The 26357-nt window shown below is 60.0% G+C and carries 26 protein-coding genes and 1 tRNA gene; 9 read left to right on the top strand and 18 right to left on the bottom strand.

Annotated features, from left to right (window positions below):
• Window positions 1-47: 47 nt before the first annotated feature.
• From QLQ16_RS06225 to QLQ16_RS06195, 7 genes are all read right to left on the bottom strand, one after another.
• Window positions 48-914, bottom strand: a complete 867-nt coding sequence (locus tag QLQ16_RS06225; protein ID WP_283223822.1) for an alpha/beta fold hydrolase — start codon at window positions 912-914, stop codon at window positions 48-50.
• A gap of 7 nt (window positions 915-921) precedes the next feature.
• The gene (locus QLQ16_RS06220) at window positions 922-2013 is read right to left on the bottom strand and encodes a branched-chain amino acid ABC transporter permease (protein ID WP_283223821.1); all 1092 of its coding nucleotides are present in this window, start codon (window positions 2011-2013) and stop codon (window positions 922-924) included.
• A gap of 10 nt (window positions 2014-2023) precedes the next feature.
• A complete protein-coding gene (locus QLQ16_RS06215; protein ID WP_283223820.1) occupies window positions 2024-3010 on the bottom strand; it encodes a branched-chain amino acid ABC transporter permease in 987 nt (328 codons plus the stop codon).
• On the bottom strand, window positions 3007-3732 hold the full coding sequence (locus QLQ16_RS06210; RefSeq protein WP_283223819.1) for an ABC transporter ATP-binding protein: 726 nt from the start codon (window positions 3730-3732) through the stop codon (window positions 3007-3009). The genes QLQ16_RS06215 and QLQ16_RS06210 overlap by 4 nt, the downstream gene beginning before the upstream one ends.
• Window positions 3729-4493, bottom strand: coding sequence for an ABC transporter ATP-binding protein (locus tag QLQ16_RS06205; RefSeq protein WP_283223818.1), 765 nt, complete (start codon window positions 4491-4493; stop codon window positions 3729-3731). The genes QLQ16_RS06210 and QLQ16_RS06205 overlap by 4 nt, the downstream gene beginning before the upstream one ends.
• Window positions 4494-4738: 245 nt before the next feature.
• Window positions 4739-5926 carry a substrate-binding domain-containing protein gene (locus QLQ16_RS06200; protein WP_283223817.1) on the bottom strand — a complete coding sequence of 396 codons (1188 nt, stop codon included), beginning with the start codon at window positions 5924-5926 and terminating at the stop codon, window positions 4739-4741.
• 197 nt (window positions 5927-6123) lie between these two features.
• Window positions 6124-7617 carry a sigma-54 interaction domain-containing protein gene (locus tag QLQ16_RS06195; RefSeq protein WP_283223816.1) on the bottom strand — a complete coding sequence of 498 codons (1494 nt, stop codon included), beginning with the start codon at window positions 7615-7617 and terminating at the stop codon, window positions 6124-6126.
• 161 nt (window positions 7618-7778) lie between these two features.
• Between QLQ16_RS06195 and QLQ16_RS06190 the strand changes: the two genes are divergently transcribed.
• Window positions 7779-8417: a response regulator transcription factor gene (locus QLQ16_RS06190; RefSeq protein ID WP_283223815.1), complete on the top strand. Its 639-nt coding sequence runs from the start codon at window positions 7779-7781 to the stop codon at window positions 8415-8417.
• A 163-nt stretch (window positions 8418-8580) separates the two neighbouring features.
• Here QLQ16_RS06190 and QLQ16_RS06185 read toward each other — a convergent pair whose 3' ends face one another.
• Both QLQ16_RS06185 and QLQ16_RS06180 read right to left on the bottom strand, forming a co-directional pair.
• Window positions 8581-8826 (bottom strand): hypothetical protein, encoded by a 246-nt coding sequence (locus tag QLQ16_RS06185; RefSeq protein ID WP_283223814.1) that lies wholly within the window; start codon window positions 8824-8826, stop codon window positions 8581-8583.
• A gap of 125 nt (window positions 8827-8951) precedes the next feature.
• Window positions 8952-9290 carry a hypothetical protein gene (locus QLQ16_RS06180; protein ID WP_283223813.1) on the bottom strand — a complete coding sequence of 113 codons (339 nt, stop codon included), beginning with the start codon at window positions 9288-9290 and terminating at the stop codon, window positions 8952-8954.
• Window positions 9291-9466: 176 nt separating this feature from the next.
• Between QLQ16_RS06180 and QLQ16_RS06175 the strand changes: the two genes are divergently transcribed.
• Window positions 9467-10678, top strand: coding sequence for a CaiB/BaiF CoA transferase family protein (locus QLQ16_RS06175; RefSeq protein ID WP_283223812.1), 1212 nt, complete (start codon window positions 9467-9469; stop codon window positions 10676-10678).
• A gap of 2 nt (window positions 10679-10680) precedes the next feature.
• Here the strand turns inward: QLQ16_RS06175 and QLQ16_RS06170 are convergent, their stop codons facing one another.
• The 8 genes from QLQ16_RS06170 to cysS form a co-directional block, all read right to left on the bottom strand.
• Window positions 10681-11664: an ABC transporter substrate-binding protein gene (locus tag QLQ16_RS06170; protein ID WP_283223879.1), complete on the bottom strand. Its 984-nt coding sequence runs from the start codon at window positions 11662-11664 to the stop codon at window positions 10681-10683.
• 84 nt (window positions 11665-11748) lie between these two features.
• A complete protein-coding gene (locus QLQ16_RS06165; protein ID WP_283223811.1) occupies window positions 11749-12465 on the bottom strand; it encodes an SDR family NAD(P)-dependent oxidoreductase in 717 nt (238 codons plus the stop codon).
• Between the two features lie 112 nt (window positions 12466-12577).
• Window positions 12578-12670 (bottom strand) — tRNA-Ser (locus QLQ16_RS06160).
• Window positions 12671-12688: 18 nt separating this feature from the next.
• On the bottom strand, window positions 12689-13951 hold the full coding sequence (locus tag QLQ16_RS06155) for an aspartate kinase (protein ID WP_283223810.1): 1263 nt from the start codon (window positions 13949-13951) through the stop codon (window positions 12689-12691).
• A 108-nt stretch (window positions 13952-14059) separates the two neighbouring features.
• Window positions 14060-15004 (bottom strand): tRNA lysidine(34) synthetase TilS, encoded by a 945-nt coding sequence (gene tilS, locus QLQ16_RS06150; RefSeq protein WP_283223809.1) that lies wholly within the window; start codon window positions 15002-15004, stop codon window positions 14060-14062.
• A 33-nt stretch (window positions 15005-15037) separates the two neighbouring features.
• Window positions 15038-16012, bottom strand: coding sequence for an acetyl-CoA carboxylase carboxyltransferase subunit alpha (locus tag QLQ16_RS06145; protein WP_283223808.1), 975 nt, complete (start codon window positions 16010-16012; stop codon window positions 15038-15040).
• A 45-nt stretch (window positions 16013-16057) separates the two neighbouring features.
• On the bottom strand, window positions 16058-16705 hold the full coding sequence (locus QLQ16_RS06140; protein WP_348534178.1) for a DNA-3-methyladenine glycosylase family protein: 648 nt from the start codon (window positions 16703-16705) through the stop codon (window positions 16058-16060).
• Complete coding sequence (cysS, locus tag QLQ16_RS06135) at window positions 16702-18087, bottom strand: cysteine--tRNA ligase (RefSeq protein WP_283223807.1); 1386 nt, start codon at window positions 18085-18087, stop codon at window positions 16702-16704. The genes QLQ16_RS06140 and cysS overlap by 4 nt, the downstream gene beginning before the upstream one ends.
• A 226-nt stretch (window positions 18088-18313) precedes the next feature.
• On the opposite strand from cysS, the gene QLQ16_RS06130 reads away from it, so the two are divergent.
• The 4 genes from QLQ16_RS06130 to QLQ16_RS06115 are packed head-to-tail and all read left to right on the top strand — an operon-like array spanning window position 18314 to window position 20830.
• The gene (locus tag QLQ16_RS06130; RefSeq protein ID WP_283223806.1) at window positions 18314-18823 is read left to right on the top strand and encodes a tetratricopeptide repeat protein; all 510 of its coding nucleotides are present in this window, start codon (window positions 18314-18316) and stop codon (window positions 18821-18823) included.
• A gap of 14 nt (window positions 18824-18837) precedes the next feature.
• Window positions 18838-19527, top strand: a complete 690-nt coding sequence (locus tag QLQ16_RS06125; protein WP_283223805.1) for a peptidylprolyl isomerase — start codon at window positions 18838-18840, stop codon at window positions 19525-19527.
• Window positions 19528-19531: 4 nt separating this feature from the next.
• Window positions 19532-20038 carry a peptidylprolyl isomerase gene (locus QLQ16_RS06120; RefSeq protein ID WP_283223804.1) on the top strand — a complete coding sequence of 169 codons (507 nt, stop codon included), beginning with the start codon at window positions 19532-19534 and terminating at the stop codon, window positions 20036-20038.
• Between the two features lie 12 nt (window positions 20039-20050).
• Window positions 20051-20830, top strand: coding sequence for a UDP-2,3-diacylglucosamine diphosphatase (locus QLQ16_RS06115; protein ID WP_283223803.1), 780 nt, complete (start codon window positions 20051-20053; stop codon window positions 20828-20830).
• A gap of 74 nt (window positions 20831-20904) precedes the next feature.
• Here the strand turns inward: QLQ16_RS06115 and QLQ16_RS06110 are convergent, their stop codons facing one another.
• Window positions 20905-23691: a DUF349 domain-containing protein gene (locus QLQ16_RS06110; RefSeq protein ID WP_283223802.1), complete on the bottom strand. Its 2787-nt coding sequence runs from the start codon at window positions 23689-23691 to the stop codon at window positions 20905-20907.
• A 56-nt stretch (window positions 23692-23747) separates the two neighbouring features.
• On the opposite strand from QLQ16_RS06110, the gene QLQ16_RS06105 reads away from it, so the two are divergent.
• From QLQ16_RS06105 to glyA, 3 genes are all read left to right on the top strand, one after another.
• A complete protein-coding gene (locus QLQ16_RS06105) occupies window positions 23748-23906 on the top strand; it encodes a hypothetical protein (protein WP_283223801.1) in 159 nt (52 codons plus the stop codon).
• A 161-nt stretch (window positions 23907-24067) separates the two neighbouring features.
• Window positions 24068-24781: a transglycosylase SLT domain-containing protein gene (locus QLQ16_RS06100; RefSeq protein WP_283223800.1), complete on the top strand. Its 714-nt coding sequence runs from the start codon at window positions 24068-24070 to the stop codon at window positions 24779-24781.
• Window positions 24782-25098: 317 nt separating this feature from the next.
• Entirely contained in the window at window positions 25099-26343 is a 1245-nt protein-coding gene (gene glyA, locus QLQ16_RS06095) for a serine hydroxymethyltransferase (protein ID WP_108311288.1), read from the top strand.
• Window positions 26344-26357 lie beyond the last annotated feature (14 nt).

Raw genomic sequence — 26357 nt, 5'->3', positions numbered from 1 at the left:
ATTGTCCTTGCAAAACGCCCTTCAGTTCAGCGTGGAAATACCCATGCTCAATCGCCCGCGATGAAGCGCTGCACCCACTCCATTTGCTGCAACACATTCAGCGCGGGGGCGTGGCCACAACCGGGCACCTCGATGTGCTTGAGCAAGCCCAAGGCACCCGGGCCACGCCTGCGCATTTCGTTGACCGTCTCGGGCAGGACCAGGTCCGATTGCGCGCCACGCAAAAGCATCACGGGCAGCTTGAGCGCGTCGTAGTGGTTCCAGATCAGGTAGTCGTTGGGATGCGCCGTGAACTGCATCACCATGGCCGGGTCGTAATGCGGCGTGACGCGCCCATCGGGCAAGCGGCGGGTTGATGTTTCGGTCAAGCGACGCCACTGCGCATCGCTGAGCCACCCATAGGGTTTGTAGACCTGGCGCAAAAAGGCTTCGAGTTCGGTCACCGTGGCAAAGGCCGGGGGCGTGCCCGCATAGGCTTTGATGCGGTCGATCGCTGCCTGGGCCAGCTCAGGTGCGTTGTCATTGAGCGTGAGGCTGAGGATGCGGTGCTTCAAAGTGGGTTCCAGCAAGCCCGCCGCGCACAGCGTGCCAATGGCCCCGCCCATGGAGGTGCCGACCCAGTGCACAGCGCGCAGCTGCAGGCTGTCGATCAGTTCGCGGGCGATGCGGGCGTAAAACGCCAAGCAATACTCTTGCTCGGGGGCGCTGCTCCACTGCGACAGGCCTCGGCCCACCGTGTCGGGGCAAATCACGCGCCAGCCGCGAGCACTCAGGTGCGTGGCCAGCTCGTCCATGTCGCGGCCTGTTCGGGCCAGCCCGTGCCAGGCGATCACGGTGCCTTTGTCGGCCTTGCCCCAGTCGGTGTAATGGATTTCAAGCCCAGCGCAGGTGATGTAGTTGGATGTGAACGTCATGTCAGCCTCATGCCTGTTTAGACGATGCCAGGGCCCGCAGTGCGGCGCGGGTGCGCAAGCGGCCCACCACCCCGGTCGGAAAGTAATAGACCGACAGCACAAACAGCAGACCCAGCCAGAGCAGCCAGCGGTCGGGCGAGAGCAATGCCGACAGCAAAGGCAGGGCAGCCGTGGCCTCGCTGCCCAGTCGAAGCAAGTCTTGCAAATAGCTTTGCGCCAGCAAGAACAGCACCGAGCCGATGGCCGCGCCATAGATGGTGCCCATGCCGCCAATCACCACGATCAGCAGCACGTCCATCATGATTTCAAAACTCAGCGAGGTGTCCGGCCCGTTGTAACGCAGCCAAAGCGCCAGCATGGCACCGGCCACACAGGCATACAGCGCCGACAACACACTCGACAGGGTGCGGTACACCACCACGCGGTAACCAATCGCCTCGGCGCGGAATTCATTTTCACGAATGGCTTGCAGCACGCGGCCAAAGGGCGAGTTGACGATGCGCAGCAGCGACAACAGCATTCCCACAGCCAGCACAAACAACAGGTAGTAGCAGAGCAAACGCCCATCCAGCGACACGCCGAGGAAGGGCTCTTCGCTGAACTCGGTGCTGGGCAAGAGCAGCTCGGGCAGCTTGAAGCTCAGGCCATCTTCACCGCCCGTGAAATCGGACAACTGCGAGGCCAGCGTCTGAAAAGCTGCCGCCACGGCCAGCGTGATCATGGCGAAAAAGATGGCCCGCACGCGCAGTGAAAACAGGCCAATGGCCAGAGACAACACCAGCGTGAGGGCCAGCGACAAAGCAAAGCCTGCGGCCAAAGCGCCCCAGGTCGGCCCCCAGGTGTTTGAAGAGATGGCAATGCCATAAGCGCCGATGCCAAAGAACATGGTGTGCGCAAAGCTGACGATGCCGGTGTAGCCCAAGAGCAGGTCAAAGCCCGCCACCAGCACCACAAAAATCAGCACCTTGGCCGCGACCGACAAGGCCTTGACACCGGGGAACAGAAAAGGCGCAAAGGCCAGACCTAGCAAGGTGAGGGCCAGCAAGACGGCCAGCAGGCGGCTGCGCGGCTGGTCGTTGGAAATCAAACGGTTGAACATGTCCGGACTTTCAACGGTTGGCCACGGGGTACACACCCTGCGGACGCCACAGCAGGATGCCTGCCATCAGCGCGATGTTGGAAAACAGCGCCAACTTGGGGGCCAGAAAGCCGGTGTAGTTGGCCATCAGGCCCACCAGCAAAGCCCCGATCAGCGCCCCACCCGTGGAGCCCAGCCCGCCGATGATGATGACGATGAAGATCAACACATTGACCTGTGCGCCCATCTGCGGCACCACGTTTTGCTGGTAAAGGCCCCACATGACGCCGCCCAGCCCGGCCAGCGCGCTGCCCACCACAAACACACCCACAAACAGGCGGCGGATGCGGTAGCCCAGCGACTCGACCATCTCGCGGTCTTGCACACCCGCGCGAATGAGCAGGCCGATCTTGGTGCGGCCCAGCACCCACATTTGCGCGACAAACACGGCCAAGCCCACAGCCACGGCCAACAGGCGGTATTTCTCGATGGCCGCATCGCCCCAAAACACCGATCCTCGCATGGCTTCGGGCAAAGGCAAGGCGATTTGCAGCGGCCCCCAGATGACCTTGATGAGTTCCTCACCAATGATCATGCCGCCCATGGTGATCAGGATCTGCTTGAGGTGCTGGCCATACACGGGCCGCACGATGAAGCGCTCAAACGCCAGGCCCACAGCGGCGGCCACGGCCATGGCGATCAACATGGCCGGCAGCACCGCCACCATGTTGCGCCACCACTCGCCCGAGCCGGTCCAGTCGCCCATGGCGCCCAGCACACTGGTGGCCACAAAAGCGCCCAGCGCGATGAACAGGCCGTGGCCGAAGTTCAGCACGTCCATCAGGCCAAACACCAGCGTCAGGCCCGAGGCCATGATGAAGATGATCATGCCCATGGCCAGGCCCGCCACGGTCAGCGTGAGCCAGGTCGAGCCCGACCCGATCAAGGGCCAAGCCAACAGCGCCAACACAGGCACCAGCAGCAAAGGCCGGGTATCGATGTCTTGCAGGAATTTCATAAAGCCAGTCCCAACAAGGATTGCTGCAATGCCGTGTCTTCGGCGAGCGCCTGCATGCGGCCCGCGTGCACCACACGGCCGTTGTCCATCACGGCCACGGTGTCGCCCAGCTGCTGGGCGAAGTGGATGTTTTGTTCCACCAACAAAATCGTCACGCCGCTGGCCTTGAGTTGCTGGAAGGCCTCGATCATGTTCTGGATGATGGCAGGGGCCAGGCCCTTGCTGGGCTCGTCGATGATCAGCAGGTCACGCGGCTCCACAATGGCCCGCGAGACGGCCAGCATCTGCTTTTGCCCGCCGGACAATTTGCCTGCCGGGTGGTTCCAGAACTTCTCCACCGCGGGGAACAGTTTGAAAATCCACTGCAAACGCGCCTCGTCCATCTGCGCCGCATGCTGTGCGTTGCGGGCGGCCAGCAGCATGTTTTCTTTCACGGTCAGGTCCGAGAAGATGCCCATGTTTTCAGGCACATAGGCGATGTTCTTTTGCGCAATCGCAGGGGTATTCAGCTGCGTGATGTCTTCACCGCCAAAGGTGATGCGCCCTAGCGAAGCCTGCCACAGGCCCATGATGGTGCGCAGCGTGGTGGTCTTGCCCGCGCCGTTGCGGCCCAGCAGCATGGTGAGTTCGCCACGCGGCACCACCAAGTCCACGCCGTGCAGGATGTGGTACGCCCCGATGTGCGTGTGCACGCCTTCGAGGGTTAACAGGTTCTGGCTCATGCGGCCTCCCTGGCTTTGCCCAGATAGGCCTCTTGCACGATGGGCGACGTGATCACCTCGTTCGGCTCGCCATCGGCCACCAAAGCGCCGTTGTGCAGCACGATGATGCGGTCGGCCAACTCGCGCACCACGTCCATCTTGTGCTCCACCAACAAAATGGTTTTGGTCTTGTCCTTTTTGAGCTGCCGGATCAAATCCAGGATCACCGGCGCTTCGTCGTGGCTCATGCCTGCGGTGGGCTCGTCAAACATGTAGACCGAGGGTTCAAGCGCCATGAGCAGCGCCACCTCCAGCTTGCGCTGGTCACCGTGCGGCAGGCTGGCCACCGGAGCATCTTGCTGCGCGGTCATCGACACGGATTGCAAAATCTCCACAGCGCGGTTCGTCAAAGCCGCGTGATCGCTCCAGATGCTCCACAGGTTCAGGCCCCGGCGGTGAGCGCCCTCTTTCGTGGCCTGCACGGCCAAGCGCACGTTCTCGAGCACCGACAGGTTGGGGAACAGATTGGTCAGCTGAAACGCCCGGCCCAAGCCTGCGCGGGTGCGGGCCGAGGCGCTCAGGCCGGTCAACTCGCGACCGTTCAGGTGCACAGCACCTGCCGAGGCAGGCAACTGCCCCGAGATCAGGTTGAAGTACGTCGTTTTGCCCGCCCCGTTGGGGCCGACGATGGCGGTCAGCGTGCCGGGTTCAAAGCGGCAGGAGACCGCATTGACGGCCACATGACCGCCAAACCGCACGGTCAGGTTTTGGGTTTCAAGCATGTGATCAGTTCAAAAAAGGGCGAACCCGTCAATTCAAAAGAACGTGATTTTTGTAGGTCGGGGCTAAAGCCACCGACCTACGCGCCATAGCCACACATTTGTAGGCGCTTGCCCTGCAAGCGATAACTGAACCACCACATGGATTCATCGCCAGCAGGGCTGGCTCCTACCCGCTCACCGTCTGTGGGCGCTAGGCCTGCAAGCGAGCAGCAAACGCCGCATCGCGAGCAGGCAGGCCCTCAAGGTCAACGCTTGTTGCGGATCGGCACGTTCATTTCTTCAGGCTTGATCTCGCGGATCAGCTCGGGCACGCCCCAGGCGAAAGCCGGGTCCACTTTGATCTTGAAGTGGTACATGCTTTGCATGGCTTGGTGGTCTTCCTTGCGGAAGGTCATCTTGCCCTTGGGCGTGTCAAAGCTCATGCCTTCCATGGCGCCGATCAGCTTGTTGGCGCTGGTGTCACCGTTGGTTTTCTTCAATGCTGTGACCAAGGCCATGGCCGACGAGAAGCCGCCAGCGGTGAAGAAGTCTGGCGGCGTCTTGAACTGGGTGTAGTGCATCGACACCATCGCGTCGTTCACCGGGTTCTTGGGCATCCCGAAGTAGTAGTAGGCCGCGCCTTCCATGCCCGGGAACTGCTTGTAAGACACCATCGCAGGCAAGATGTTGCCGCCCGTGGCGATCTCGATGCCGTAGCGCTTCAAGTCCATGTCGGCGATCTTGAAGGGGTTGCCACCGGCCCAGATGATGAAAATGATCTTGCGGCCAGGCTGACCTTTGAGCTTGTCGATCATGCGCTGCGCACCGGCGGTGAAGTCGGTGGTGGCAGGCGGCAGGTACTCTTCGTGCACCAGCTTGGATTTTTTCAGGGCCTCCTTGAAGGCCTTGACGCCGTCACGGCCAAAAGCCGAGTCTTGGGCCATGGTGACGATGCTCACGCCATCCTTGTCCACCGCCACGGCGTTGGCAATCGCGTCCTGGCTGCTGTTGCGGCCGGTACGGAAGATGTATTTGTTCCACTTGTCACCGGTGATGGAGTCGGCCACGGCGGGCTCGACCAGCAAAATCTTTTTGTACTCTTCAGCCACGGGCAGCATGGCCAAAGCCACGGGCGAAGCGGTCGGGCCCACGGCCAGGTCCACTTTGTCGTCGCCGTAAGCAGCGGCCAACAGGTTCTTGCCCAGGTCAGGCTTGCCCTGATCGTCTTTTTCGATCACCACAATCTTGCGACCACCCACGGTCATGGTGCCACCCGTGGCGTAGTCCAAGCCCATCATCAAACCGACTTGGGTCTGCTTGCCATAGGCCTCCAGCGGGCCGGTCTTGCTGTAGATGTGGGCGATTTTGATGTCTTTGCCCTGGGCCATGGCGGCGGGGGCGATGGCGGCACAAACGCTGAGTGCGGCCCAAGAAATGAGGTGTCGACGGATCATGCAGGTCTCCTGAGTAGTGCTAGTGCAAATGTATCTTTGCACAAGCCGTGCCAGGAGGCCAGTCACCGAGGTGATGGGCTAAGTGCTTGTCAGCGCTGGAAATTGAAGAAAGGTCTTGCCATGATGCCCCTGATGAGCGTCCATTTATCAGACATCCAAATGTATTTATTTTAAACAAACGCCCAATATATAGACAATCAATCCAGTCTTTGGTAAAGCTTGGCCCGCGACATGTCCAGCAACTTGGCCGCCGCGACTTTGTTGCCAGAAGTGGCTCGCAAAGCCGCCTGAATGGCTTGGGCTTCCAATTCACGCACCTGCTGATTCAGCGGCCTGAGCAAGGCCTGTTGATCCGCTACTCCGACAGCTCGCTCTGAAGCGCTCACCGCATGGGGCGCCTCAATATGGGCCAAGCCCGAGGCCTGCAAAACCACTGCCGCCGCTTCGTCGTCGATCACCGCGCCTTCGCCTCGCAAGAGCAGCTGCTCGATCACGTTGCGCAGCTCGCGCACATTACCGCGCCAGTGCTGGGCACAAAGCAGCGCCAGGGCCTGCGGCGTGAATTCCGGATGCGGCAGGCCATTGCGCAGGGCCAGCTCCTCGGTCATCACCTCCAGCACCGCAGGGATGTCGCTGGCGCGGTCCCTCAAAGGCGGCACGCGCAAAGGCAGCACGTTCAAGCGGTAATACAGGTCTTCGCGAAAGCGCCCTTCCCTCACCAGCTGCACCAAGTCACGTGAGGTGGCCGCGATAACGCGGGCATCAAAATGCTCCAGCCGGTTGGAACCCAAAGCTTCGAATTCGTTTTCTTGCAAGGCGCGCAAAAGCTTGGCTTGCAGGCCCAAAGGCATGTCGCCAATCTCGTCCAGGAACAAAGTGCCACCATCGGCCAGCTTGAACTTGCCCACCCGGCCCTTGCGGTCCGCACCCGTGTAGGCGCCCGGCGCGACACCAAAAAATTCGGCTTCGAGCAGCGTTTCAGGCACCGCCGCGATGTTGATGCTCACCAAAGGACCCCGTGCGCGCGGCGATGCGGCATGGATGGCGTGGGCCAGCAATTCCTTGCCGGTGCCTGTCTCGCCCAACAGCAAAACAGGGCTGCTGGATTGCGCTGCCCGGCGTGCCTGGCGCTTGAGGTCGGACACCACCGCACTGCTGCCGACGAAGCTGGCAAAGCTGTGTTTGGCCTGCCGCAAGCCCGCGTTGGAGCGGCGCTGCACCGCCAAGGCATCACGGGCTTCGTCAAGCTCGCGCTGCATGAGCGCGAACTTGGCCATCAAGGGCTGGAGGTTCGATTGCGGCTGGTCAAACAAAACCACGCCCAAAGCCCCAATGACCCGGCCCGCATCGTCACGCAAGGGGTAGCGGCTGACCACGAAGGTGCCGGCCTTGTTGGTCAGCAAATCGATCAGGATGGGTTTGCCGGTTGCCAGCACCTGGTGCATCAAGGTGTTTTGAACGACCGCTGAGACGGTTTGCCCCACAAAATCTTCTTCGCGGGTGAAACCCAAGGCGGGCAAAAACCGGCGGTATTGGTCGTTGATCCAAACCACACGGCCAGAACGATCCACCAGCAACATCCCTTCGCTGGCATTGGCAAAAACATCAAAAAGAGAGCGTGCCGCCAGATTCAGGATGCTTTGCGCATCTTTGGGCAGGTCGGTCAGCAGTTCCGAAGGTGAAGATGGCATAGGTTCATTCTAAGGGTGGGGTCTGAGAACGACCGCTTCTGCGACTCGACAGTGCCACACTCACTGAAGAGCATACTTTTGAGCGCACCCCAGAGGCCAGCGCAAGATGGATACGCCAATTGGCGTATATCCCATGATGTAAAAGAAATTAACATCAATTCATGAATTTCGACGATTTCAGAGGCCATGTCTATTTGATCGATGACGATCCATCGATCTGTCGCAGTCTGGCGTTCACACTCAGTTCGTCCAATTATTCTGTCCAGACTTTCGACAGTCCCCAGGCCTTCTTAAAAGACTCCCTGCCGATTTCACCCGCAGTGATTTTGTTGGACATGCGCATGCCCGGTATGACAGGCACCGAGTTGCAAAATACCCTGCTCCAAAGCGGTCGAGAAACGCCCATCATTTTCATCAGCGGGGAAAGTCAACCCTCCGAAATCATCAATGCCATGAAACATGGGGCCATTGATTTTCTGCTCAAGCCCTTCAGCATGGAATCGCTGATGACGGCCATTGAAAATGGCTTGAACAAGGACCGTGCCCGCCAACAGCAATTGGTGCGCGTCATGGACATTCGGCAACGGTTCAGCCGCTTGACTGAAAAAGAGCAAGAGATTTGCCGATGGATGATCAAAGGCTACGGCAACAAGGAAATTGCAGAGCTCAATGGATCGGCCCCCTCCACCGTCAAACTCCATCGCAGCCGCGTGCTCGACAAAATGGGTTGCGAGACCCTGCCTGAGCTGATCGAGTTGTCGATCGATGACAAACGCCGGATCTTCGAAGTCTTCGGCTGAACATCCCCGCTCCAAATGGTGGCAAGGCTCTCATCGATGCCCCCTACGCGCTTGAATTTTTCTTGAATGGCCTGGATTGGCGCAGGATCCTCATGCCATGGGACAAGATGCGCGCCATCCACAGGTTGGGCTCATCAGCCACCCGCAAAGTCGCTGTTCTTGATCAATCATGAAAGCTTCCCTCAAAACAATGCCGCAACTCATGCCCTAAATAGTTGTAGCCCGTCTCCAAGGGGGTGACGATGGTGCACTCTAGGCGCCGGGTATTCCAATAAGCGCAGGCCATCGGGCGCGAGGTGGGCGTGACTGGAATCCCCGTGATGCGTGCGCAGTACTCATACCCGTCTGCCCTCACCAGGTATTTGACTTTGGGCTCAGGGATGGTCCTCTTGGCCAAAGCAGCTGGCATGAAGCGCACCTGATCAACCACTGGCGGCTGCAAGGTTTGGCAAGCGCCCAACCCCAACAAAGCGCAGCAGGCAATTGAACGCACAAGCATTCGAGCGACGAAGGGGTTCCCAGAGGTCTGCAAGTTCATTGACCTGTCATGCAGCGAACAAACAAATGCCCCAGCTGCGAATGCGTGGTGCTGTTGGTGGTCACGATGGTGCAAGAAGCATTCTTGCGATGCCAGTACACACAACCCTCCGGACGCGCAAAAAAACCATCCTTGGGTTGCGCCTGTTCGCAGAAGGTTTGTGCATTCGGCCTGACCAGCCACGACACCACAGGCTCAGAAATGGTCCGTTGCTCTGAGGTGGGTGGCTTGAAAATCGAGAAATCGAGCAAGCTATCCGCTCGTGCTGCGAGACCGAAAAAAGCACCCATGACCGTGAGACCTGCGAAAGTGACCGAAAGGAGCTTGTTTTTCATACCTCAACACCACATCCTTTGTTGAGTCACCAAGAAATGAAACCGACATCCAAAAAGATATCGGAGTATCTTGAATGAAATTCTTCAAAATCAAATAACCCATTTGGCTTACACCCAATGATCAAAACCATCAATTTGTAATTTGGGTCCCCGTGACGATCTTTTATAGTGTCCGCATGCATGTTTCACAAGATTCCCTCGCAGGCCCCTTACAGGGTCTGAAGGTCGTTGAACTCGGCCAACTCATCGCCGGACCCTTTGCGGCCAAGACGCTGGCCGACTTTGGCGCAGACATCATCAAGATCGAGCCGCCAGGCAGCGGCGACCCGCTGCGCCAATGGCGCTTGCTCAAGGATGGCACCTCCATCTGGTGGCAAATCCAGTCGAGGAACAAGCGCTCTGTGGCCTTGGATCTGAAAGAGCCACAAGCCCAGGACATCGTCCGGCAATTGGTGCAAGACGCCGATGTGCTGATTGAAAACTTCCGCCCCGGCGCCATGGAAGGGTGGGGGCTGGGTCCCGACGCCTTGCAGGCCATCAACCCGCGACTGATCATGCTGCGCATCAGCGGCTATGGACAAACCGGCCCCTACCGCGACAAACCTGGATTTGGCGTGGTGGCCGAAGCCATGAGTGGCCTCAGGCACCTGACGGCCGAGCCTGGCCGAGTGCCCGTGCGTGTGGGCATCAGCATTGGCGACACCCTGGCCTCACTGCACGGCGTGATCGGCATCTTGATGGCGCTGCACGAACGCCAGCGCAGCGGCCAAGGCCAGGTGATCGATGTGGCGCTCTACGAAGCTGTCTTCAATTGCATGGAAAGCCTGCTGCCCGAATACAGTGCTTTTGGTGCCATCCGGCAGCCCGCCGGCAGCGCCCTGCCCGGCATTGCCCCCACCAACGCCTACCGCTGTCAGGGCGATGCCTATGTGTTGGTGGCAGGCAACGGCGACAGCATCTATAAACGTTTGATGCATGCCATTGGCCGCGATGATTTGGGCCAAGACCCAGAACTCAAGGACAACGCCGGTCGCGTCAAACGTGTACAGGAAATCGATGGCGCCATCGGCGCCTGGACGGCAGAACGCGACATTCTGGAAGTGCTCAAGGTATTGGACACGGCGGGCGTGCCCGCTGGACGCATTTACAACGTGGCCGATATCGCGGCCGACCCGCACTACCAGGCGCGCGGCATGATCGAAAAAATCGACCTCGACGATGGCACAGAACTGTCACTGCCCGGCATCGTGCCCAAGCTCTCACGCACCCCAGGCGGACACCGGCGCAATGCCCCCAGCATTGGCCAAGACACGGATGCCGTGCTGCAAGAAATGGGACTCAAAGCCGATCAGATCCAAGCGCTGCGCGACAAGGGCATCGTGGCCTGACCTCAAGGTGAGGCGAATTTCAGCGCACGCTCGAAATAGCCCAGCTCCAGGTATTTGCCGGGCTCTGGGGCAACGCCGCCCCACTGCCCCTCGATCTCAGCACGCAGCGCCAAGGCATTGCGAAATCCAGCCATGTCAAACCGGCAATCGCGTGCGAGCCCATATCCAGGCTGGATCAAACCCTCGTAGCTTCGGCTGGCGACCTCCTCGCTCAGGTTCAGTCTCTTGCGAAGCACGGCAATCACCTCTGCGCGGTTAGCGGGGTCAAGGGTCATTCGGCAGCCCTCGATGTAAGCGGCCAAATACCGCTCAAGCGCACCACTGTTTGAATGGGCCCAGGAACGCATGGCAATGGGCGCGATCGCCTGGTAAGGCCCGTAAATGTCTTTGACCAAGCCAAAGCTTCTCGCCCCTTGGCTTTGCGCCAGGTAAGTCCACGGCGGGTTCAGCATGCCCACGGCATGGTCTGGGCTCTGTGAAAACGCTTTGATCCGGCTTTCTGTACCGCCAATGGGCAATAGACGGTAATCGCGCCCATCGATGAGGCCTGCATTTTTCAAGATCTTGCGCGCCACCAGTGCGTAGGCGGTGTTGGGTGCATCCACCACCATCGCCTTGCCGCGCACATCAGCCAGCGTGCGGATCTCAGGGCGAACAAACAGCTCCAGCAAGCCGCTGTCGCCACCCCCGACAATCACCGCATCCACTTTGGCCACCTCGACCATGGCCACGGCATTGTCAGCGGCCGTGTGCGCGATGTCGCTGCGGCCCGCAGCCAGTCCAGCACGTTGTTCAGAAGAGTTGGGCGTGAACTGCAATTCGATGCGGAGGTTGCGCTTGGCGTAGGCACCCTTTTCTTCGGCCATGTAGATGGGAATATTCGTGGCACTGCGAAAGACATTCACGCGAAGCGTGGCAGGGTCATTCGCGGGGGGCTTCGAAGCGGTCCCGGCACAACCGACCAGCCATGCAGAAGTCGCCAGCATCAGAAAAGACGTGAGCTTGAATGTCATCGTGTCGCCTCTTTAAAGAAAAAACCACAGAAAGTATGGAAGGGGCTCGTGCTGATTTCAAGTGATCAAGTAGCCACCATCCACAGGTAACACCACACCCGTCACAAATTTCGCCTCAGGACTGGCCAAAAATAGCACAGGCCCAACCAGGTCATCGGGCGTGCCCCACCGCTTCATAGGCGTTCTGGCCATGATGGGGGCCGAACGCGCCGGATCGTCTTGAAGGGCCTGGGTCAGCGGCGTGGCGATCCAGCCAGGCGCAATCGCATTGACACGAATTCCCTGCTCCGCATAAGCGATGGCCAATGATTTCGTCAGCTGAGCGATGCCGCCTTTGCTGGCGCTGTAAGCCGGCACGAGCCCACCGCCAAAAAAGGACAGCATCGAGGCCGTGTTGACGATGGAGCCACTCTTGTTGGCCAACCCTTGGCGGGCTGCCGCGCAAAGCCGCAGGGTCCCGACGAGGTTGATGTCCAGCACCTCTTCGAAGACCTCCGGCTCATGCTCCTGACCGCGGCGGATGATGCCGGCGCAATTGACCAGCACATCCAAGTCACCGAGCTCAGAGACCAACTGGGTCACTGCAGCCCCGTCACGCACATCCAATTGGACAAACCTCACCGTTGTGGGTAGGCGGCCCATGGCCGCATGAACCTCGGCCTCGGTAGCGCCCGTTGCTGTGACGGTATCGCCTTGCTTAGCAAAAGCCCGTGCGATGGCCTCACCAATGCCGCTGCTTGCGCCTGCGACCAAGACATTGCGTGGTGTCTTCATGATGGAATGCCGAGAGTTGAGCTGATGCTTAATTTACCTGAGCACCAAACCAAGGGGTGTCACATCAGCTCCAAAGAAAAAGCCCGTGAGACGAATCTCACGGGCTTTGCTCTGGCGGAAACGGAGGGATTCGAACCCTCGATGAGGCTCTACACCCCATACTCCCTTAGCAGGGGAGCACCTTCGGCCACTCGGTCACGTTTCCAGTGGGTCAAATTATAGCTTAGGCTTGATCCAGATCGAAGGCTTTGTGCAAAGCACGCACGGCCAATTCCATGTATTTTTCGTCGATCACGACCGAGGTCTTGATTTCGGATGTGGAGATCATCTGGATGTTGATGCCCTCTTCGCTCAAGCTGCGGAACATCTTGCTGGCCACGCCGACATGGCTGCGCATGCCGATGCCAACGATCGACACTTTGCAGATCTTGGCATCGCCAGACACTTCGGTCGCACCCAGGCTGGGCAAGACTTTTTCTTTGAGCAAGTCGATGGTCTTGGCGTAGTCGTTGCGGTGAACGGTGAAGCTGAAGTCGGTCTTGCCGTCTTTGCTCAGGTTCTGGATGATCACGTCCACTTCGATGTTGGCATCGGCCACAGCGCCCAGAATTTGGTAGGCAATGCCAGGCTTGTCGGGCACACCCAACACGGAGATTTTGGCTTCGTCGCGGTTGAAAGCGATGCCGGAAACGACGGCTTGTTCCATTTGTTCGTCTTCCTCAAAAGTGATCAGGGTGCCAGAGGCGGCTTCTTCGTTGATGTCGATGTCCCAGGGCGTGAAGCTCGAGAGCACGCGCATGGGCACTTTGTATTTGCCCGCAAATTCGACCGAGCGGATTTGCAAAACCTTGGAGCCCAGCGATGCCATCTCCAGCATTTCTTCAAAGCTCACGGTCTGCAGGCGACGCGCTTCGGGCACCACGCGGGGGTCGGTGGTGTACACGCCGTCCACGTCGGTGTAGATCAGGCATTCGTCCGCTTTGAGGGCGGCAGCCACGGCGACAGCCGAGGTGTCGGAGCCGCCACGGCCCAAAGTGGTGATGTTGCCTTGCTCGTCCACCCCCTGAAAGCCCGTGATGATCACGACTTTGCCAGCGTTCAGGTCCGCGCGCACACGCACGTCATCGATGGACTCGATGCGGGCTTTGGTGAAAGCGCTGTTGGTCTTGATGGGGACTTGCCAGCCGGCGTAGCTCACCGAAGGCTGGCCTTCGGATTGCAAGGCGATGGCCAACAGGGCCGACGATGCTTGCTCGCCAGTCGAGGCCAACATGTCGAGTTCGCGGCTGTACGAGGTGTCGGGTTTGGCGGGTGCCAATTCTTTGGCCAAGCCGAGCAAGCGATTGGTCTCGCCGCTCATGGCGCTGGGCACCACCACGATCTGGTGACCCGCACGCGCCCATTTGGCCACGCGCTTGGCGACATTGCGGATGCGCTCGGTCGAGCCCATCGAGGTGCCGCCGTATTTGTGAACGATCAAAGCCATGTGAAGTTTTAAAGAGAGGGAATTTGCGCCGAAATCACTTTCAGCAAAACCCTAGATTGTAGCCTTCGGCCTGACACTGAATTGACCCCATATGCCCGCTGGCCCCATTCAGGCGGGCAACCAGATCAATACGGGACCTTGGCGGACAACATGCCCTGACCCCACTTTGATGTTCATTTTGTGCCCTCGGGTCGTGCAAGCGGCCACCTGGCCGAGCAGTTCGTGCAGTTGCGCCGCAGAGGGGGTGGTGCCGTGCACCAAGCGAAGCCAATGGCGCAACACCAATGCCTGCCGAGCGCGGCTGAGGCTTTGAAGAACACGAATTTCAGGCGGATCGCCCACCAGAGCCAGGTCCTGTTCGGCCACTTCGTTGAGCACCTCTTGAGCCTGCGCAGCGTGCGTAGCACTGCGGGCGAAAGTCTCTCTGAACGCCGGTAAAGCTTCTTGCAAGACTGGCAAGACCCGCGCACGGATGCGGTTGCGGGTGAACTGCTCGTCGCGGTTGGTCGGATCCTCCACCCAGGACTGGCCTCTTTGGTGCAAGTACTCACGCAAGTCAGCCCCTGGCACAGCCAGCAAAGGACGATGCCAACTCAAGCCCAAGCGCTGCCAGTGCGCAGGCATGCTGGCCAGCCCCGGCAAGCCAGCCCCGCGCGACAAGGCGATCAGCAAGGTTTCGACCTGGTCGTCGGCATGCTGGGCCACCGCCACATCGCGCACTTCGGGCCATGCGGTGGTGACCGCATCGGCCAAGGACAGGTAACGGGCCTGACGGGCGGCATCTTCGGGGCTTTGGCCTGGGGCATGCCCAGCTTGAACACGGCGCACCTGCAAAGGCACACCCAAGCCATCACACACCCGCTGGCAGTGCCGCTCAAAATCATCGGCGGCCGCTTGCAGGCCATGGTGGATGTGGACCGCCCTCACCTGCCCAGGCCAGCGCTCGGCACAAGCCAAAAGCAAGGCGGTCGAGTCCGCACCGCCACTGAAGGCCACTGCAAAAGGAAGGCCCGGGCTGAAATCAGCCAGGGCCTGTTCGAGGGTTCGAGCCATCTGTGCGAAAGCCTTGTGGCTCGCTTGCCGGTGTTACTTGCCGGCTTTGGTGTCGGTGAAACGACCGTAGCTGTTGAGGCGCTCGTAGCGACGCTCTTGCAACTCTTTGGGCTTGAGGTCAGCCAATTGGCGCCAGGCATCGCCCAAGGCGCGTTTGAGCAAGGCGATCATTTGCTCGTGGTCGCGGTGGGCGCCGCCCACGGGCTCGCTGACGATCTTGTCAACCAAATTCAGCGCTTTCAGGCGGTGGGCCGTGATGCCCAAGGCTTCGGCGGCCAGCTCGGCTTTTTCGCCGGTCTTCCACAGAATCGAGGCGCAGCCTTCGGGGCTGATCACCGAGTACACCGAATACTGGAGCATGAGCACCTGATCTGCCACCGAGATGGCCAATGCACCGCCGGAGCCACCTTCACCAATGATGGTGGTGATGATCGGCACTTCCAGCTGGGCCATCTCGAAAATGTTGCGGCCAATCGCCTCGGACTGGCCGCGCTCTTCAGCGTCGATGCCGGGATAGGCCCCAGGCGTATCCACAAAAGTGAACACGGGCAGTTTGAATTTCTCGGCCGTCTTCATCAGGCGCAAGGCCTTGCGGTAGCCCTCGGGCTTGCTCATGCCAAAGTTGCGCATGGTGCGCTCTTTGGTGTCGCGGCCTTTTTGGTGGCCCAGCACCATGCAAGCCTGGCCGTTGAAGCGGGCCAAACCACCCACGATGGACAGGTCATCGGCAAAGTGACGGTCACCGTGCATCTCGACAAAGTCGGTGAAGATGCCGTTGATGTAGTCCAGCGTGTAGGGGCGCTCAGGGTGACGCGAGATTTTGGTGACTTGCCATGGGGTCAAGTCGCTGTAAATGTCCTTGGTCAGTTGCTGGCTTTTCTTGCTCAGCTGATCGATCTCCAGGGTGATGTCCACCGCTGACTCGCTTTGCACATAGCGCAGCTCTTCGATCTTGGCTTCGAGTTCGGCAACGGGTTGCTCAAAGTCGAGAAATGTTCTTTTGGCCAAGTTTGACTCCTCTGTTCATCAACGGGCGGACAGCACGTCCTGCCCTCAATACGCCACTGGAACCGGGTCCAGCGAGCGCCAAATATACCAAGTTGCCACCGTGCAATACGGGCTCCAGGCCTGGGCCACCTCGCGGGCATCGCTGCGGCTGACCGGCTCGCCCGAGAAATAGTTGCGGCTGATGCCGTTGATCAGACCCACATCGTCAAGTGGCAGCACATTGGGCCGCATGAGGTGGAAGATCAAAAACATCTCGGCCGTCCAGCGACCAATGCCACGGATGGCCACCAACTCCTCAATGATGGCCTCGTCGTCCATCGCTTGCCAGTCTTTCACGTGCACGGTGCCATTGCTGAAATGCAAGGCCAAGTCGACCAGGTATTCCACCTTGCGGGCCGACAGGCCCGCCGCACGCATGTCGTCCACCTTGAGTTTGAGCACGGCGGCGGGCGTGAGCTTTTTGGTCAGCAGCGAGAATTTGTCCCACACGGTTTGGGCGGCTTTGACCGAAATCTGCTGGCCCACGATGGAGCGCGCCAAGGTCACAAAAGCATCGCCCCGCGTTTCCAAGATGGCATTGCCAAACTGGGGGATCAGCTTTTTCATGACCCGGTCTTTTTTGGCCAGGTGCGCGCAGGCCAGCGCCCAGTACTCGGGCGTGACGGGGCTGACCGTTTTGGACGCAACGCTCACTGAGCGGCCTCCCAGGTGGTGCCGGTGGCCGAGTCTTTCAAGACAATGCCCTGCGCCAGCAAATCGTAGCGAATGCGGTCGGCCTCGGCGAAGTTTTTCGCCTTCTTGGCATCGGCCCGTGCCTGAATCTGCGCCTGAATGGCGGCTTCATCCAAGCCCGCGCCGGACTGCAGGTAAGCGGTCGGCTCGGTTTGCAGCAAGCCCAGCAAGCCACCCAAGGCCTTGAGCAGGCCCGCACGCTCGGCTGACTGGCTGCGGTTGACCTCGCTGGCCAACTCAAACAACACCGCCACCGCATCGGGGGTTCCGAAGTCTTCGTCCATGGCCGCTTTGAAGCGTGCAGCCATCGGATCGACCCAGTCGATGCGCACATCGGCCGGTGGCACCGCTTGCAACGCGGTGTACAGGCGCTTCAAGGCCCCCTTGGCGTCGTTCAAGTGCACATCGCTGTAGTTCAGCGGGCTGCGGTAGTGGCTGCGCACCACAAAGAATCGCACCGTCTCGGCATCAAATTCTTTGAGCACATCACGGATGGTGAAAAAGTTGCCCAAACTCTTGGACATTTTTTCGTTGTCCACATTGATGAAGCCGTTGTGCATCCAGGTGCGGGCAAAAGGCTGGCCGTTGGCCCCTTCACTTTGGGCGATTTCGTTTTCGTGGTGTGGGAACTGCAAGTCGGCACCACCACCGTGAATGTCAAAGGTCTCGCCGAGCAATTGGCAAGCCATGGCCGAGCACTCGATGTGCCAGCCGGGGCGGCCTGATCCAAATTCGCTGTCCCATTTACAGTCAGCCGGCTCGGTGGCCTTGGCGCTCTTCCACAACACAAAGTCCAGCGGATCGAGCTTGCCGCCCTCTTCGGCGTTCACGGCCACGCGTTCGCCAGCATTCAACTCGTCAAGCGACTTGCCCGACAACTTGCCGTAGCCAGGGAATTTGCGCACCGCATAGTTCACATCGCCATTGCCCGCGCGATAGGCCAAGCCTTTTTGCTCCAAGGTGCCGATCATCGACAGCATTTGGGGCACAAAGTCGGTGGCGCGGGGTTCGTGCTGGGGGCGCTCGATGCCCAAGGCATCGGCATCCTGGTGCAGCGCGTCGATCATGCGGTCGGTCAGGTGGCGGATGGTTTCACCGTTTTCCAAGGCGCGCTTGATGATCTTGTCGTCGATGTCGGTGATGTTGCGCACGTAAGTGACCTTCAGGCCACTGGCTTTGAGCCAGCGCTGCACCACATCAAAAGCGATCATCGACCGGGCATGGCCCAAGTGGCACAGGTCATACACCGTCATGCCACACACGTACATGCGCACATGGCCAGGCTCGGCGGGCGTGAACTTGGACACCGCACGGGTGAGTGTGTTGTAAATGCGCAGACTCATGACAAATCAGGGAACGTTCGGAAAACAAAAGCCACCATGCTGCGCCTTCGGCGCGCGGTCAAATCAATGCTGGAAATCGGACACATGGATGGCTGTCGTACACGTGGACAGCGGCTTGAACAAGCAAGGCCAAAAACAGGGCCTCCGCTACAATGGCCGTCAGTATAGCCTTGCCAGGCCTCTCTCGGCTGTTTTCAGCTCCCCCTGACCCACTCCTGATTGCTGCATGCGTCCTCTCATTTCTTTGGCTTTGTCTTGCGCCCTGATGGCGTTCAGTGCCGGAGCTTGGGCCGACCTGTACAGCGAGGTCAACCGCCTCATTCAAACCGGCCAATGGGACAAAGCCCAAAAGCAGGCCGAGGCCCGACTGAAAACCGCCCCCACCGATCCGCAGATGCGTTTGCTGCTCAGCCGCATTCAGGACGCGCAAGGCCAAACCCAAGCGGCCATGGAAACGTTGCAGGGCCTGACCCAATCTTTTCCGGAATTGCCCGAGCCGCACAACAACCTGGCGGTTTTGCTGTCCCGGGAAAACCGGCACGCTGAAGCCTTGGCTTCTCTGCAAGCGGCCGTGCAGGCCCGCCCTGACTACGCGATGGCCCTCGAAAACATGGGCGATGTGTATGCCGCATTGGCCAGCCAAGCCTATGGCAAAGCCTTGCAAATCACCCCGAACATGCGCCATATCCAGAACAAACGCGCCGGCATTGACCAAATGCTCAAATCCGCGCCCTGAGCCCGCTTGAAACCATGAACATCTCTCGCTTTTTTGCCGCATGCGCCCTGGCCACAACGGTTTTGACCAGCGCTTTACTGCCCCCCAGCGTTCAGGCCCAGACCCAAAGCGTGAGCAAAGTACGTATCAGCACCTCGGCAGGTGACATCGAGGCCGAGCTTTACGCCGACAAAGCCCCCCGCACCGTGGCCAACTTTTTGCAATACGTCAAAGACAAGCACTACGACGGCACCATTTTTCACCGCGTGATCGCCAGCTTCATGGTCCAAGGCGGCGGCTACGACGCCAAGTACCAGCAAAAGCCCACCCGCGCACCCATCGAACACGAAGGTCGTAAATCCTTGGCAGCGGGCCTGCGCAACAGCACCGGCACATTGGCCATGGCCCGCACGGGCGATCCGCACTCGGCGTCTTCGCAGTTTTTCATCAATGTGGTGGACAACGCTTTTCTGGACCCCACACCGATTCCCGATGGCGATCCGGTGGCCAAATTTGAATACCAAGGCCGCGTGTACGAAAACGTCGCCCGCTCACAACTGGTCAACGCCCCACAGCTGTTTGGCTACACCGTTTTTGGCAAAGTCACGTCCGGCATGGACGTGGTCCAAAAAATCCGCAACACGCCCACGGGCGCAGGCGGACCCTTCCCGAGCGATGTTCCCAAAACACCGATCGTCATCCAATCCATCACTTTGTTGAAATAAGACCATGAGCAATCCTCAAGTTGAACTGCACATCGCCGGCCATGGCGTGATCACCCTCGAACTGGACGCCGAAAAAGCCCCCAAGTCGACCGCCAACTTCTTGGCCTATGTGAACAAAGGCCACTACAACAACACGATTTTTCACCGTGTGATCCCCGGCTTCATGGTCCAAGGCGGCGGCTTTGAGCCCGGCATGGAACAAAAGCCGACCGACGCGGCCATCGAGAACGAAGCCAACAACGGCTTGAAAAACGACAACTACACCGTGGCCATGGCCCGCACCCAAGCGCCCCACTCCGCCACGGCACAGTTCTTCATCAACGTGGCCGACAACGGCTTTTTGAACCACACCGCCCCTTCGCTGCAAGGCTGGGGTTACGCCGTGTTTGGCAAAGTGGTCAAGGGCACCGAAGTGGTCGACCAGATCAAAGGTGTCAAAACCGGCCGCAAAGGCTTCCATGACGACGTGCCCAAAGAAGACGTCATCATCGAAAAGGCTGTCGCGCTGTAAGGCCAGCCCGCCATGCACGCGCTGCCCCCAACGCCGGCCATCGGCCAGCTCAAAGCGCCCGCGTCATGGCAAACCGTGGACCTGATCTCGGACCTGCACCTGCAAGCGTCCGAGACGGCCACCTTTGAGGCCTGGCGCCACCACATGGCCACCACGCCCGCCCAAGCCGTCTTGATGCTGGGTGATTTGTTTGAAGTCTGGGTGGGCGACGACGCTGTAGCCCATGATCCTTTTTGGCAGCAATGCGCCGCGGTTTTGCAACAGACCGCCCCCAACCACCATGTGGGCTTCATGCCGGGTAACCGGGATTTCCTCGTGGGCCCTGCTTTTTTGGCGGCCTGCGGCGTCCACGCGCTGAACGACCCCACCTTGCTGAGCTGGGGCGATCAACGCATCTTGCTGAGCCACGGTGACGCCCTTTGCCTGGGCGACACGGCCTACCAAAGTTTTCGCCAGCAAGTGCGCTCGGCAGCTTGGCAATCTGAATTTTTGGCCAAGCCACTGAACGAGCGCCTGGCTTTGGCCCGCGCCATGCGCACGCAAAGCGAATCGCAAAAACAAAGCGGCATGGATTACGCCGATGCCGACACCGCCCTTTGTGTGCAATGGCTGTCGCAGGCCCAGGCCAATCGGCTGATCCACGGCCACACGCACCGCCCTGCCGACCACCTGCTGGGTGACGGCCTCAAGCGCCAGGTCTTGAGCGACTGGTCATTGGACCATGCGCCCATGCGCGCCCAGATTTTGCGGCTGCATGCGGATGGCAGTTCAGAGCGCATCGACTGGCGCTGAACCACCTCGCACCATGCAAAAGGCCGCTCACTGAGCGGCCTTTTGACTTGTCAAAACGCCTTACGGCATGGGCATCAACGGCGCAAGAGGTTCTTCAGAACGTTTTGCAAACGACGTGCCGTGTTGGCCTCATGCGGACCAGACAAAACCTGGGCCACATCCTGACCCCAAGTTTCAGCGGGGCCTGGCTGGTTGCGCTGGGTCAGCAACTGCAGTTGCAAAGCGCGGCGCTCGTTCAGGTGCTCGGCGGGCGTGGGGACCTCGGCAGCCATCTCCAGACGCAACAAGGCGGTCGCAGCCGGTGCTGCGGCTTGGGCACTGACGGCTTGTGTCCAGGCCTGACGGGTCGCGGCATTGATGGCCTTGCCCAACTCGTGCGCGCTGGGCAGTGCATCGGCTTGGCGGTCTTGCCACGCGCTCATCAGGCGGGTCAAGGTCTCGCCATGGGCTTGGGCGGCCAGCTTGCGCAGCGACATCTCGGCGCGTTCCATGGCCTCGCGCTGGGCGCGGAAAGCGGTATCGCCCAAGCGGGGGGCGCGTTCGCCACGGTCTGCGAAATCGCCACGCGGGAAACGGTCACCACGCTCGCCCGTGCGGGGGCCGCGATCGCCGGTGCGACCAGGACGGTCGCCTGTGCGATCACCTGGACGAGCGTTGCGCTCACCAGGGCGGCCATCGCGGCGACCATCACGCCCTGCCGGGGCTTCGGTTTTCTTCTGACCGGGGCGGTCATCGCCGCGCACGGCCACCACGGGCTTGGCCGATTTGGGGGCGACCACGGGTGCGGGCGCCGCTTGTTCTTCAGCCGATTCGGCCACAACCTCTACCGCATCTGCGGCATCCGCACTTGGTGCATCGCTGGAAGCATCAGTTTCTGCAGAAGCTTGCGCGCTGGCTTCGGGCACTAACGCTTCAGCCGTTTCGACCGCAGCTTGGGCAGCCGGAGCGGCTTCTTGGGCGTTGGCCTTGTCGGCCGCCTCTTGGGCTTGGCCACGCAATGCGGCGTCCAAAGCCGCCATGGCGGCGCGGATCTTGGCCGCATCGCCGCTGGCGTTGGCGGCATCCAAAGCCTTGGAGGCTTCGATCACGGCGCGGTCGCGGGCGCTCAGTGCACCCGCAGCTTGCTGTCGTTCGGCACCTTTGCGCTGGAAGGCTTCGTCCAAAGGCGCACGGAAGACTTCCCACAATTTTTGCTCGGTCTTGCGGTCCAAAGGCACCGCTTGGGCTTCGGTTTGCCAGCGTTGCTGCAAAGCTTTGACCGCATCCACACGCAAGGGGGCAGCGCTCATGTCTTTGGCTTCGGCGATCAAGGCCTGACGGCGCTCGATGCTGGCTTTTTGGGCACCATCCACGCGGGCTGCGGCGGCTTTGATGGTGGCTTTCCATTGCGACTGCATCTCGGCGAAAGACTTTTCGCTCAAGTGACCGGCATTGCGCCATCGCTCGCCAAACTGGTGCAAGGCTCGCAACTGAGCACGCCAATCGCTGCTCTCGGCATTGGCCACGGTCCAGGCTTTGACTTCTTCCATCAAAGCGACGCGTTGGGCGCGGTGAGCAGCCGATTCCTGCTTGATCTGATCCAGCCAGGTCTGCACGGCTTTGTAGGCTTCGTTGCAGGCAGCATCAAAACGCTTCCACAAGCCGTGGTTGGGCAAGCCGCCTTGGTCGGTCTGCTTCCAGCTTTCGCGCAGTTGGCGCAGGTTTTCCTGCATCTTGCGACCACCCATGGCGGGTGTCTTATCCTCACCCAACAAGGCTTCGGCCTTGCTGACCAGTTCCAAACGGATCTGGTCAGCGCGCCAGCGCTGCCAGCCTTCGAGCTCGCCTGCCGCGGTCAATGCGGCGTGCACGCGGGCGTCGAGTGCGGTGTCCAGATTTTTGCCATGGGTCTTGAGTACAGCGCGCAAAGCCACTGCTGCACCAGCGCTGGCTTTGCCGTGGCCTTCGGTGACTTCTTTTTCAACGGCTTCGAGCACTTCGGTCACAGCGGCTGTGGCCTGCTCACGCATGGCTTGACGCTGGGCCGGGTCGATCTTGGGTTTGGCGGCCTTGGGGGCATCGGCAGGTGCTGCGGCTGCGGCTGCGGCTGCGGTTACGGTCTCGCCACGCAGGCGGCGAATCTCATCGGCCCACACCGGCACGGGAGGCAATGGGGCTGCGGCATCGGCTTGCGCAACGGCTGCCAGGGTCAGGGCTGCGGAGAAACCATCCCACACGGCTTGCAGCTGGCTGCGAGCGGTTTCGAGCTGACCCGGATATTTCAGGTCCACGCTGGGCCATACCGCGTTGTGCGTGAGCGCATCGGCCTGGGCTTGCCACTGGGCCACATCGGCATGCAGGCCGGTTTGGCCCGATTGCGCTTCGGTCAAGGGCTTGGTTGACAACACTTCAATGCGCTGGGCCAGCAAGACAGCCGCTTCGCGCTGCACCATCACTTGGTGCTGAAGGTCTTCCACGCCTTTGACCACTTCGGCCAAACGGAGCTTCAAGCTGGCCAAAGGTTCACGCGACAGGGGTGCGCCAGCCTTGGCCGCATCACGCTGCCAAGCCAGGGCATCGGCAATGTTCAGACGAGAGGCTTGCAACATTTGCTCAGCCTTTTGCGCCCAGTCGCTGGCCAGGGCTTCTTGACCATGGGCGCGTTTGATTTCGTCGATTTTTTCCTTGAGGATCTTGGCGACTCCTTTGTCGCGGGAAGACAGTTCGCGGTAGACATCGTGCATGAGGGCTTCCGAGGGTTCGGTCAACAGCCATTCACGCAAACGCGCACCGCGCTCGCCCGAAGTGGCGGCAGAAAAAGCCCCACCGGTCAGTTGGTCAAGGGATGCGAGGTCAAGGGGCTTGGAAGAAGTCACGGTCAAAACGCTTTAAAAAATACAGCACATGCCAAACACGGCATCACGGTCTGACTCAGGAAATGAGCCACACCTTTCAACCGGTATTTTCGCCGGTAATTGACTCGCGCCCTGCGAAGCAGCGCAATCGCCTGCAATCTCTGCGCAAGACCGCCATGCCAAGCCTTGTTTATACCCAATCGAAGCATTCAAATTCAAATGATATTCTTGACGGGTTATGAATTATTCCTAGAATTCTTTCGATTCTCACAAATATCACGCATTTGTTCTGCACCTCTTTCAAAGCATGCAGACAACCGAACGACAAAGCGTCCAGCTTTGTCCCTGACATCAACCCCACCGTGAGGCGGCAAAGCCTGTGCATTGCACAGTCGCCATTTCCATGACTGCAAATGCCCCACTTACACGCCTTTGGCTGGTTCTTCGAACCTTGGTCAAAGACGTGCGCGACGGGTTCATCGAAATCAGCCGCCACAGCCTGGCCCTGGTGGGGCTGGTGGTGGTGGCGGTTACTTTGACCTTCGTGGCCCGCCCCGGCTTGCAATTGACCGTCAATGAGTTGGTGCTGGGCTGGCTTGAAATGCGCCAAGCCGATTCAATGGACCCGCCCACCAACGACGCCGCTTACCGATCGACAGCCACCTCGGTCAAGGGCCTGCCGAAAAACCAACTGGCCATCACGTATTGGCTCAGTCGCCGTTACAGGGTGTCGCCTGAGCCGATTGCCGCTTTGGTCACCGAGGCCTGGGTCGTGGGTGAGCGCAGCCAGATCCCTCCCACGTTGTTGCTGGCCATCATGGCGATCGAATCCAAGTTCAATCCTTTCACGGCGGGCACCCAAGGCGCCATGGGGCTGATGCAAATCGATCCCGCCGCACCACGCCATGATTTCTCCCCTTTTGGCGGAAGACTGGCCGTGTTTGACCCTGTGACCAACCTGCGAGTGGGCGCCCGCCACTTGCAAGATTTGATCCGCCAAAGCGAATCCATTGAAGAAGCCCTTCGGCAATATGCGGCAGCCTCGGGTCAAAGCGATGAAAACCTCTACGTTGAACGCGTGCTCAACGAACAGAAATTACTGGAAAAAATGCTTTGATGCCGTCACCGCGATGCGGTCCTGGCGGTGCTGAGCATGCCGCAAAGTGGCAAAAACTGACCGTCACCAAACCGGTCTCGGCTACACTCAAGGGGTGCGCAACTGGCGATAGGAGTGTTGACCCTCGATGAGGCAGCCCACTCTGACGTGGACCGTGGTGACCCCTTGCATAAGACTCACCCCAAACCACTGGGAAGCGCGCAGCCCCCAAGGCGGCCACGCTGGCCCCGACATGGGTTTTCAGCCGTTCGCCTGGGCAGCCCTTGTCAACAACACCTTTGTTTGAGCCAAGGTTCCATCTCTTTTGAAGGACTGCCATGTACGACCGCAACATTCTGATTGAACAAGCCGACCCCGAAATTTTCGCCGCCATCCAGGCCGAAAACGCGCGTCAGGAACACCACATCGAGCTGATCGCCAGCGAAAACTACGCTTCGCCCGCCGTCATGGCCGCACAAGGCTCGCAGCTCACCAACAAATACGCCGAAGGCTACCCTGGCAAGCGCTACTACGGTGGCTGCGAATTCGTCGACATCGCCGAGCAACTGGCCATAGACCGCATCAAACAGATCTTTGGTGCCGACTGCGCCAACGTGCAGCCGCACTGCGGCGCATCGGCCAACGAAGCCGTCTTCCTGGCGTTCCTCAAACCCGGCGACACCATCATGGGCATGAGCCTGGCCGAAGGCGGTCACCTGACCCACGGCATGCCGCTGAACATGTCGGGCAAATGGTTCAACGTCGTGAGCTACGGCCTCGACAAAAATGAAGCCATCGACTACGACGCGATGGAAGCCAAAGCCCGCGAACACAAGCCCAAGCTGATCGTCGCAGGCGCTTCGGCCTACTCCCTGCACATCGACTGGGCGCGCTTTGCCAAAGTGGCCAAAGAAGTCGGGGCGATCTTCATGGTTGACATGGCCCACTACGCAGGCTTGATTGCGGCTGGCGTGTACCCCAATCCCGTGCCCCACGCGGACGTGGTGACCTCGACAACCCACAAGAGCTTGCGCGGCCCACGCGGCGGCATCATCTTGATGAAGGCCGAGCACGAGAAAGCCATCAACAGCGCCATCTTCCCTGGCCTGCAAGGTGGCCCATTGATGCACGTCATTGCGGCCAAGGCCGTGGCTTTCAAAGAAGCGCTGGCGCCTGAGTTTAAGGCCTACCAAGCCCAGGTGATCAAGAACGCCCAAATCGTGGCCGAGACCCTGACCCAGCGCGGTTTGCGCATTGTGAGCGGCGGCACCCAAAGCCACGTCATGCTGGTGGACCTGCGCGCCAAGGGCATCACCGGCAAGGAAGCCGAAGCCGCTTTGGGCGCTGCCCACATGACGATCAACAAAAACGCGATCCCGAACGACCCCGAAAAGCCGTTCGTCACCAGCGGCGTGCGCATCGGAACTCCCGCCATGACCACCCGTGGCTTCAAGGATGAGGAAGCCCGCATCACGGCCAACCTGATCGCTGACGTGCTGGACAACCCCAAAGACGAAGCCAACATCGCCGCCGTGCGCGCCAAGGTCAACGCCTTGACCGCACGTTTCCCGGTCTACAAGTAATCTGGAAACACAGC

Origin of the sequence: Limnohabitans lacus, from assembly GCF_030053395.1 — a bacterium.
In the GTDB taxonomy this organism is placed as follows: domain Bacteria; phylum Pseudomonadota; class Gammaproteobacteria; order Burkholderiales; family Burkholderiaceae_C; genus Limnohabitans_A; species Limnohabitans_A lacus.
The sequence above is the reverse complement of the archived record's forward strand: the minus strand, read 5'-3'. Positions and strand labels throughout refer to the sequence as shown.

Excerpts from the sequence above, each read along its gene's own strand:
- QLQ16_RS06125 (WP_283223805.1), top strand. The coding sequence starts at position 18,838 with ATGAACATCTCTCGCTTTTTTGCCGCATGCGCCCTGGCCACAACGGTT.
- QLQ16_RS06130 (WP_283223806.1), top strand. The coding sequence starts at position 18,314 with ATGCGTCCTCTCATTTCTTTGGCTTTGTCTTGCGCCCTGATGGCGTTC.
- QLQ16_RS06215 (WP_283223820.1), bottom strand. The coding sequence starts at position 3,010 with ATGAAATTCCTGCAAGACATCGATACCCGGCCTTTGCTGCTGGTGCCT.
- QLQ16_RS06105 (WP_283223801.1), top strand. The coding sequence starts at position 23,748 with ATGAGCCACACCTTTCAACCGGTATTTTCGCCGGTAATTGACTCGCGC.
- tilS (WP_283223809.1), bottom strand. The coding sequence starts at position 15,004 with ATGGCTCGAACCCTCGAACAGGCCCTGGCTGATTTCAGCCCGGGCCTT.
- glyA (WP_108311288.1), top strand. The coding sequence starts at position 25,099 with ATGTACGACCGCAACATTCTGATTGAACAAGCCGACCCCGAAATTTTC.
- QLQ16_RS06190 (WP_283223815.1), top strand. The coding sequence starts at position 7,779 with ATGAATTTCGACGATTTCAGAGGCCATGTCTATTTGATCGATGACGAT.
- QLQ16_RS06185 (WP_283223814.1), bottom strand. The coding sequence starts at position 8,826 with ATGCCAGCTGCTTTGGCCAAGAGGACCATCCCTGAGCCCAAAGTCAAA.
- QLQ16_RS06200 (WP_283223817.1), bottom strand. The coding sequence starts at position 5,926 with ATGATCCGTCGACACCTCATTTCTTGGGCCGCACTCAGCGTTTGTGCC.
- QLQ16_RS06225 (WP_283223822.1), bottom strand. The coding sequence starts at position 914 with ATGACGTTCACATCCAACTACATCACCTGCGCTGGGCTTGAAATCCAT.
- QLQ16_RS06100 (WP_283223800.1), top strand. The coding sequence starts at position 24,068 with ATGACTGCAAATGCCCCACTTACACGCCTTTGGCTGGTTCTTCGAACC.
- QLQ16_RS06165 (WP_283223811.1), bottom strand. The coding sequence starts at position 12,465 with ATGAAGACACCACGCAATGTCTTGGTCGCAGGCGCAAGCAGCGGCATT.
- QLQ16_RS06120 (WP_283223804.1), top strand. The coding sequence starts at position 19,532 with ATGAGCAATCCTCAAGTTGAACTGCACATCGCCGGCCATGGCGTGATC.
- QLQ16_RS06180 (WP_283223813.1), bottom strand. The coding sequence starts at position 9,290 with ATGAAAAACAAGCTCCTTTCGGTCACTTTCGCAGGTCTCACGGTCATG.
- QLQ16_RS06205 (WP_283223818.1), bottom strand. The coding sequence starts at position 4,493 with ATGCTTGAAACCCAAAACCTGACCGTGCGGTTTGGCGGTCATGTGGCC.
- QLQ16_RS06220 (WP_283223821.1), bottom strand. The coding sequence starts at position 2,013 with ATGTTCAACCGTTTGATTTCCAACGACCAGCCGCGCAGCCGCCTGCTG.
- QLQ16_RS06210 (WP_283223819.1), bottom strand. The coding sequence starts at position 3,732 with ATGAGCCAGAACCTGTTAACCCTCGAAGGCGTGCACACGCACATCGGG.
- QLQ16_RS06175 (WP_283223812.1), top strand. The coding sequence starts at position 9,467 with ATGCATGTTTCACAAGATTCCCTCGCAGGCCCCTTACAGGGTCTGAAG.
- QLQ16_RS06195 (WP_283223816.1), bottom strand. The coding sequence starts at position 7,617 with ATGCCATCTTCACCTTCGGAACTGCTGACCGACCTGCCCAAAGATGCG.
- QLQ16_RS06170 (WP_283223879.1), bottom strand. The coding sequence starts at position 11,664 with ATGCTGGCGACTTCTGCATGGCTGGTCGGTTGTGCCGGGACCGCTTCG.
- QLQ16_RS06115 (WP_283223803.1), top strand. The coding sequence starts at position 20,051 with ATGCACGCGCTGCCCCCAACGCCGGCCATCGGCCAGCTCAAAGCGCCC.
- cysS (WP_283223807.1), bottom strand. The coding sequence starts at position 18,087 with ATGAGTCTGCGCATTTACAACACACTCACCCGTGCGGTGTCCAAGTTC.
- QLQ16_RS06155 (WP_283223810.1), bottom strand. The coding sequence starts at position 13,951 with ATGGCTTTGATCGTTCACAAATACGGCGGCACCTCGATGGGCTCGACC.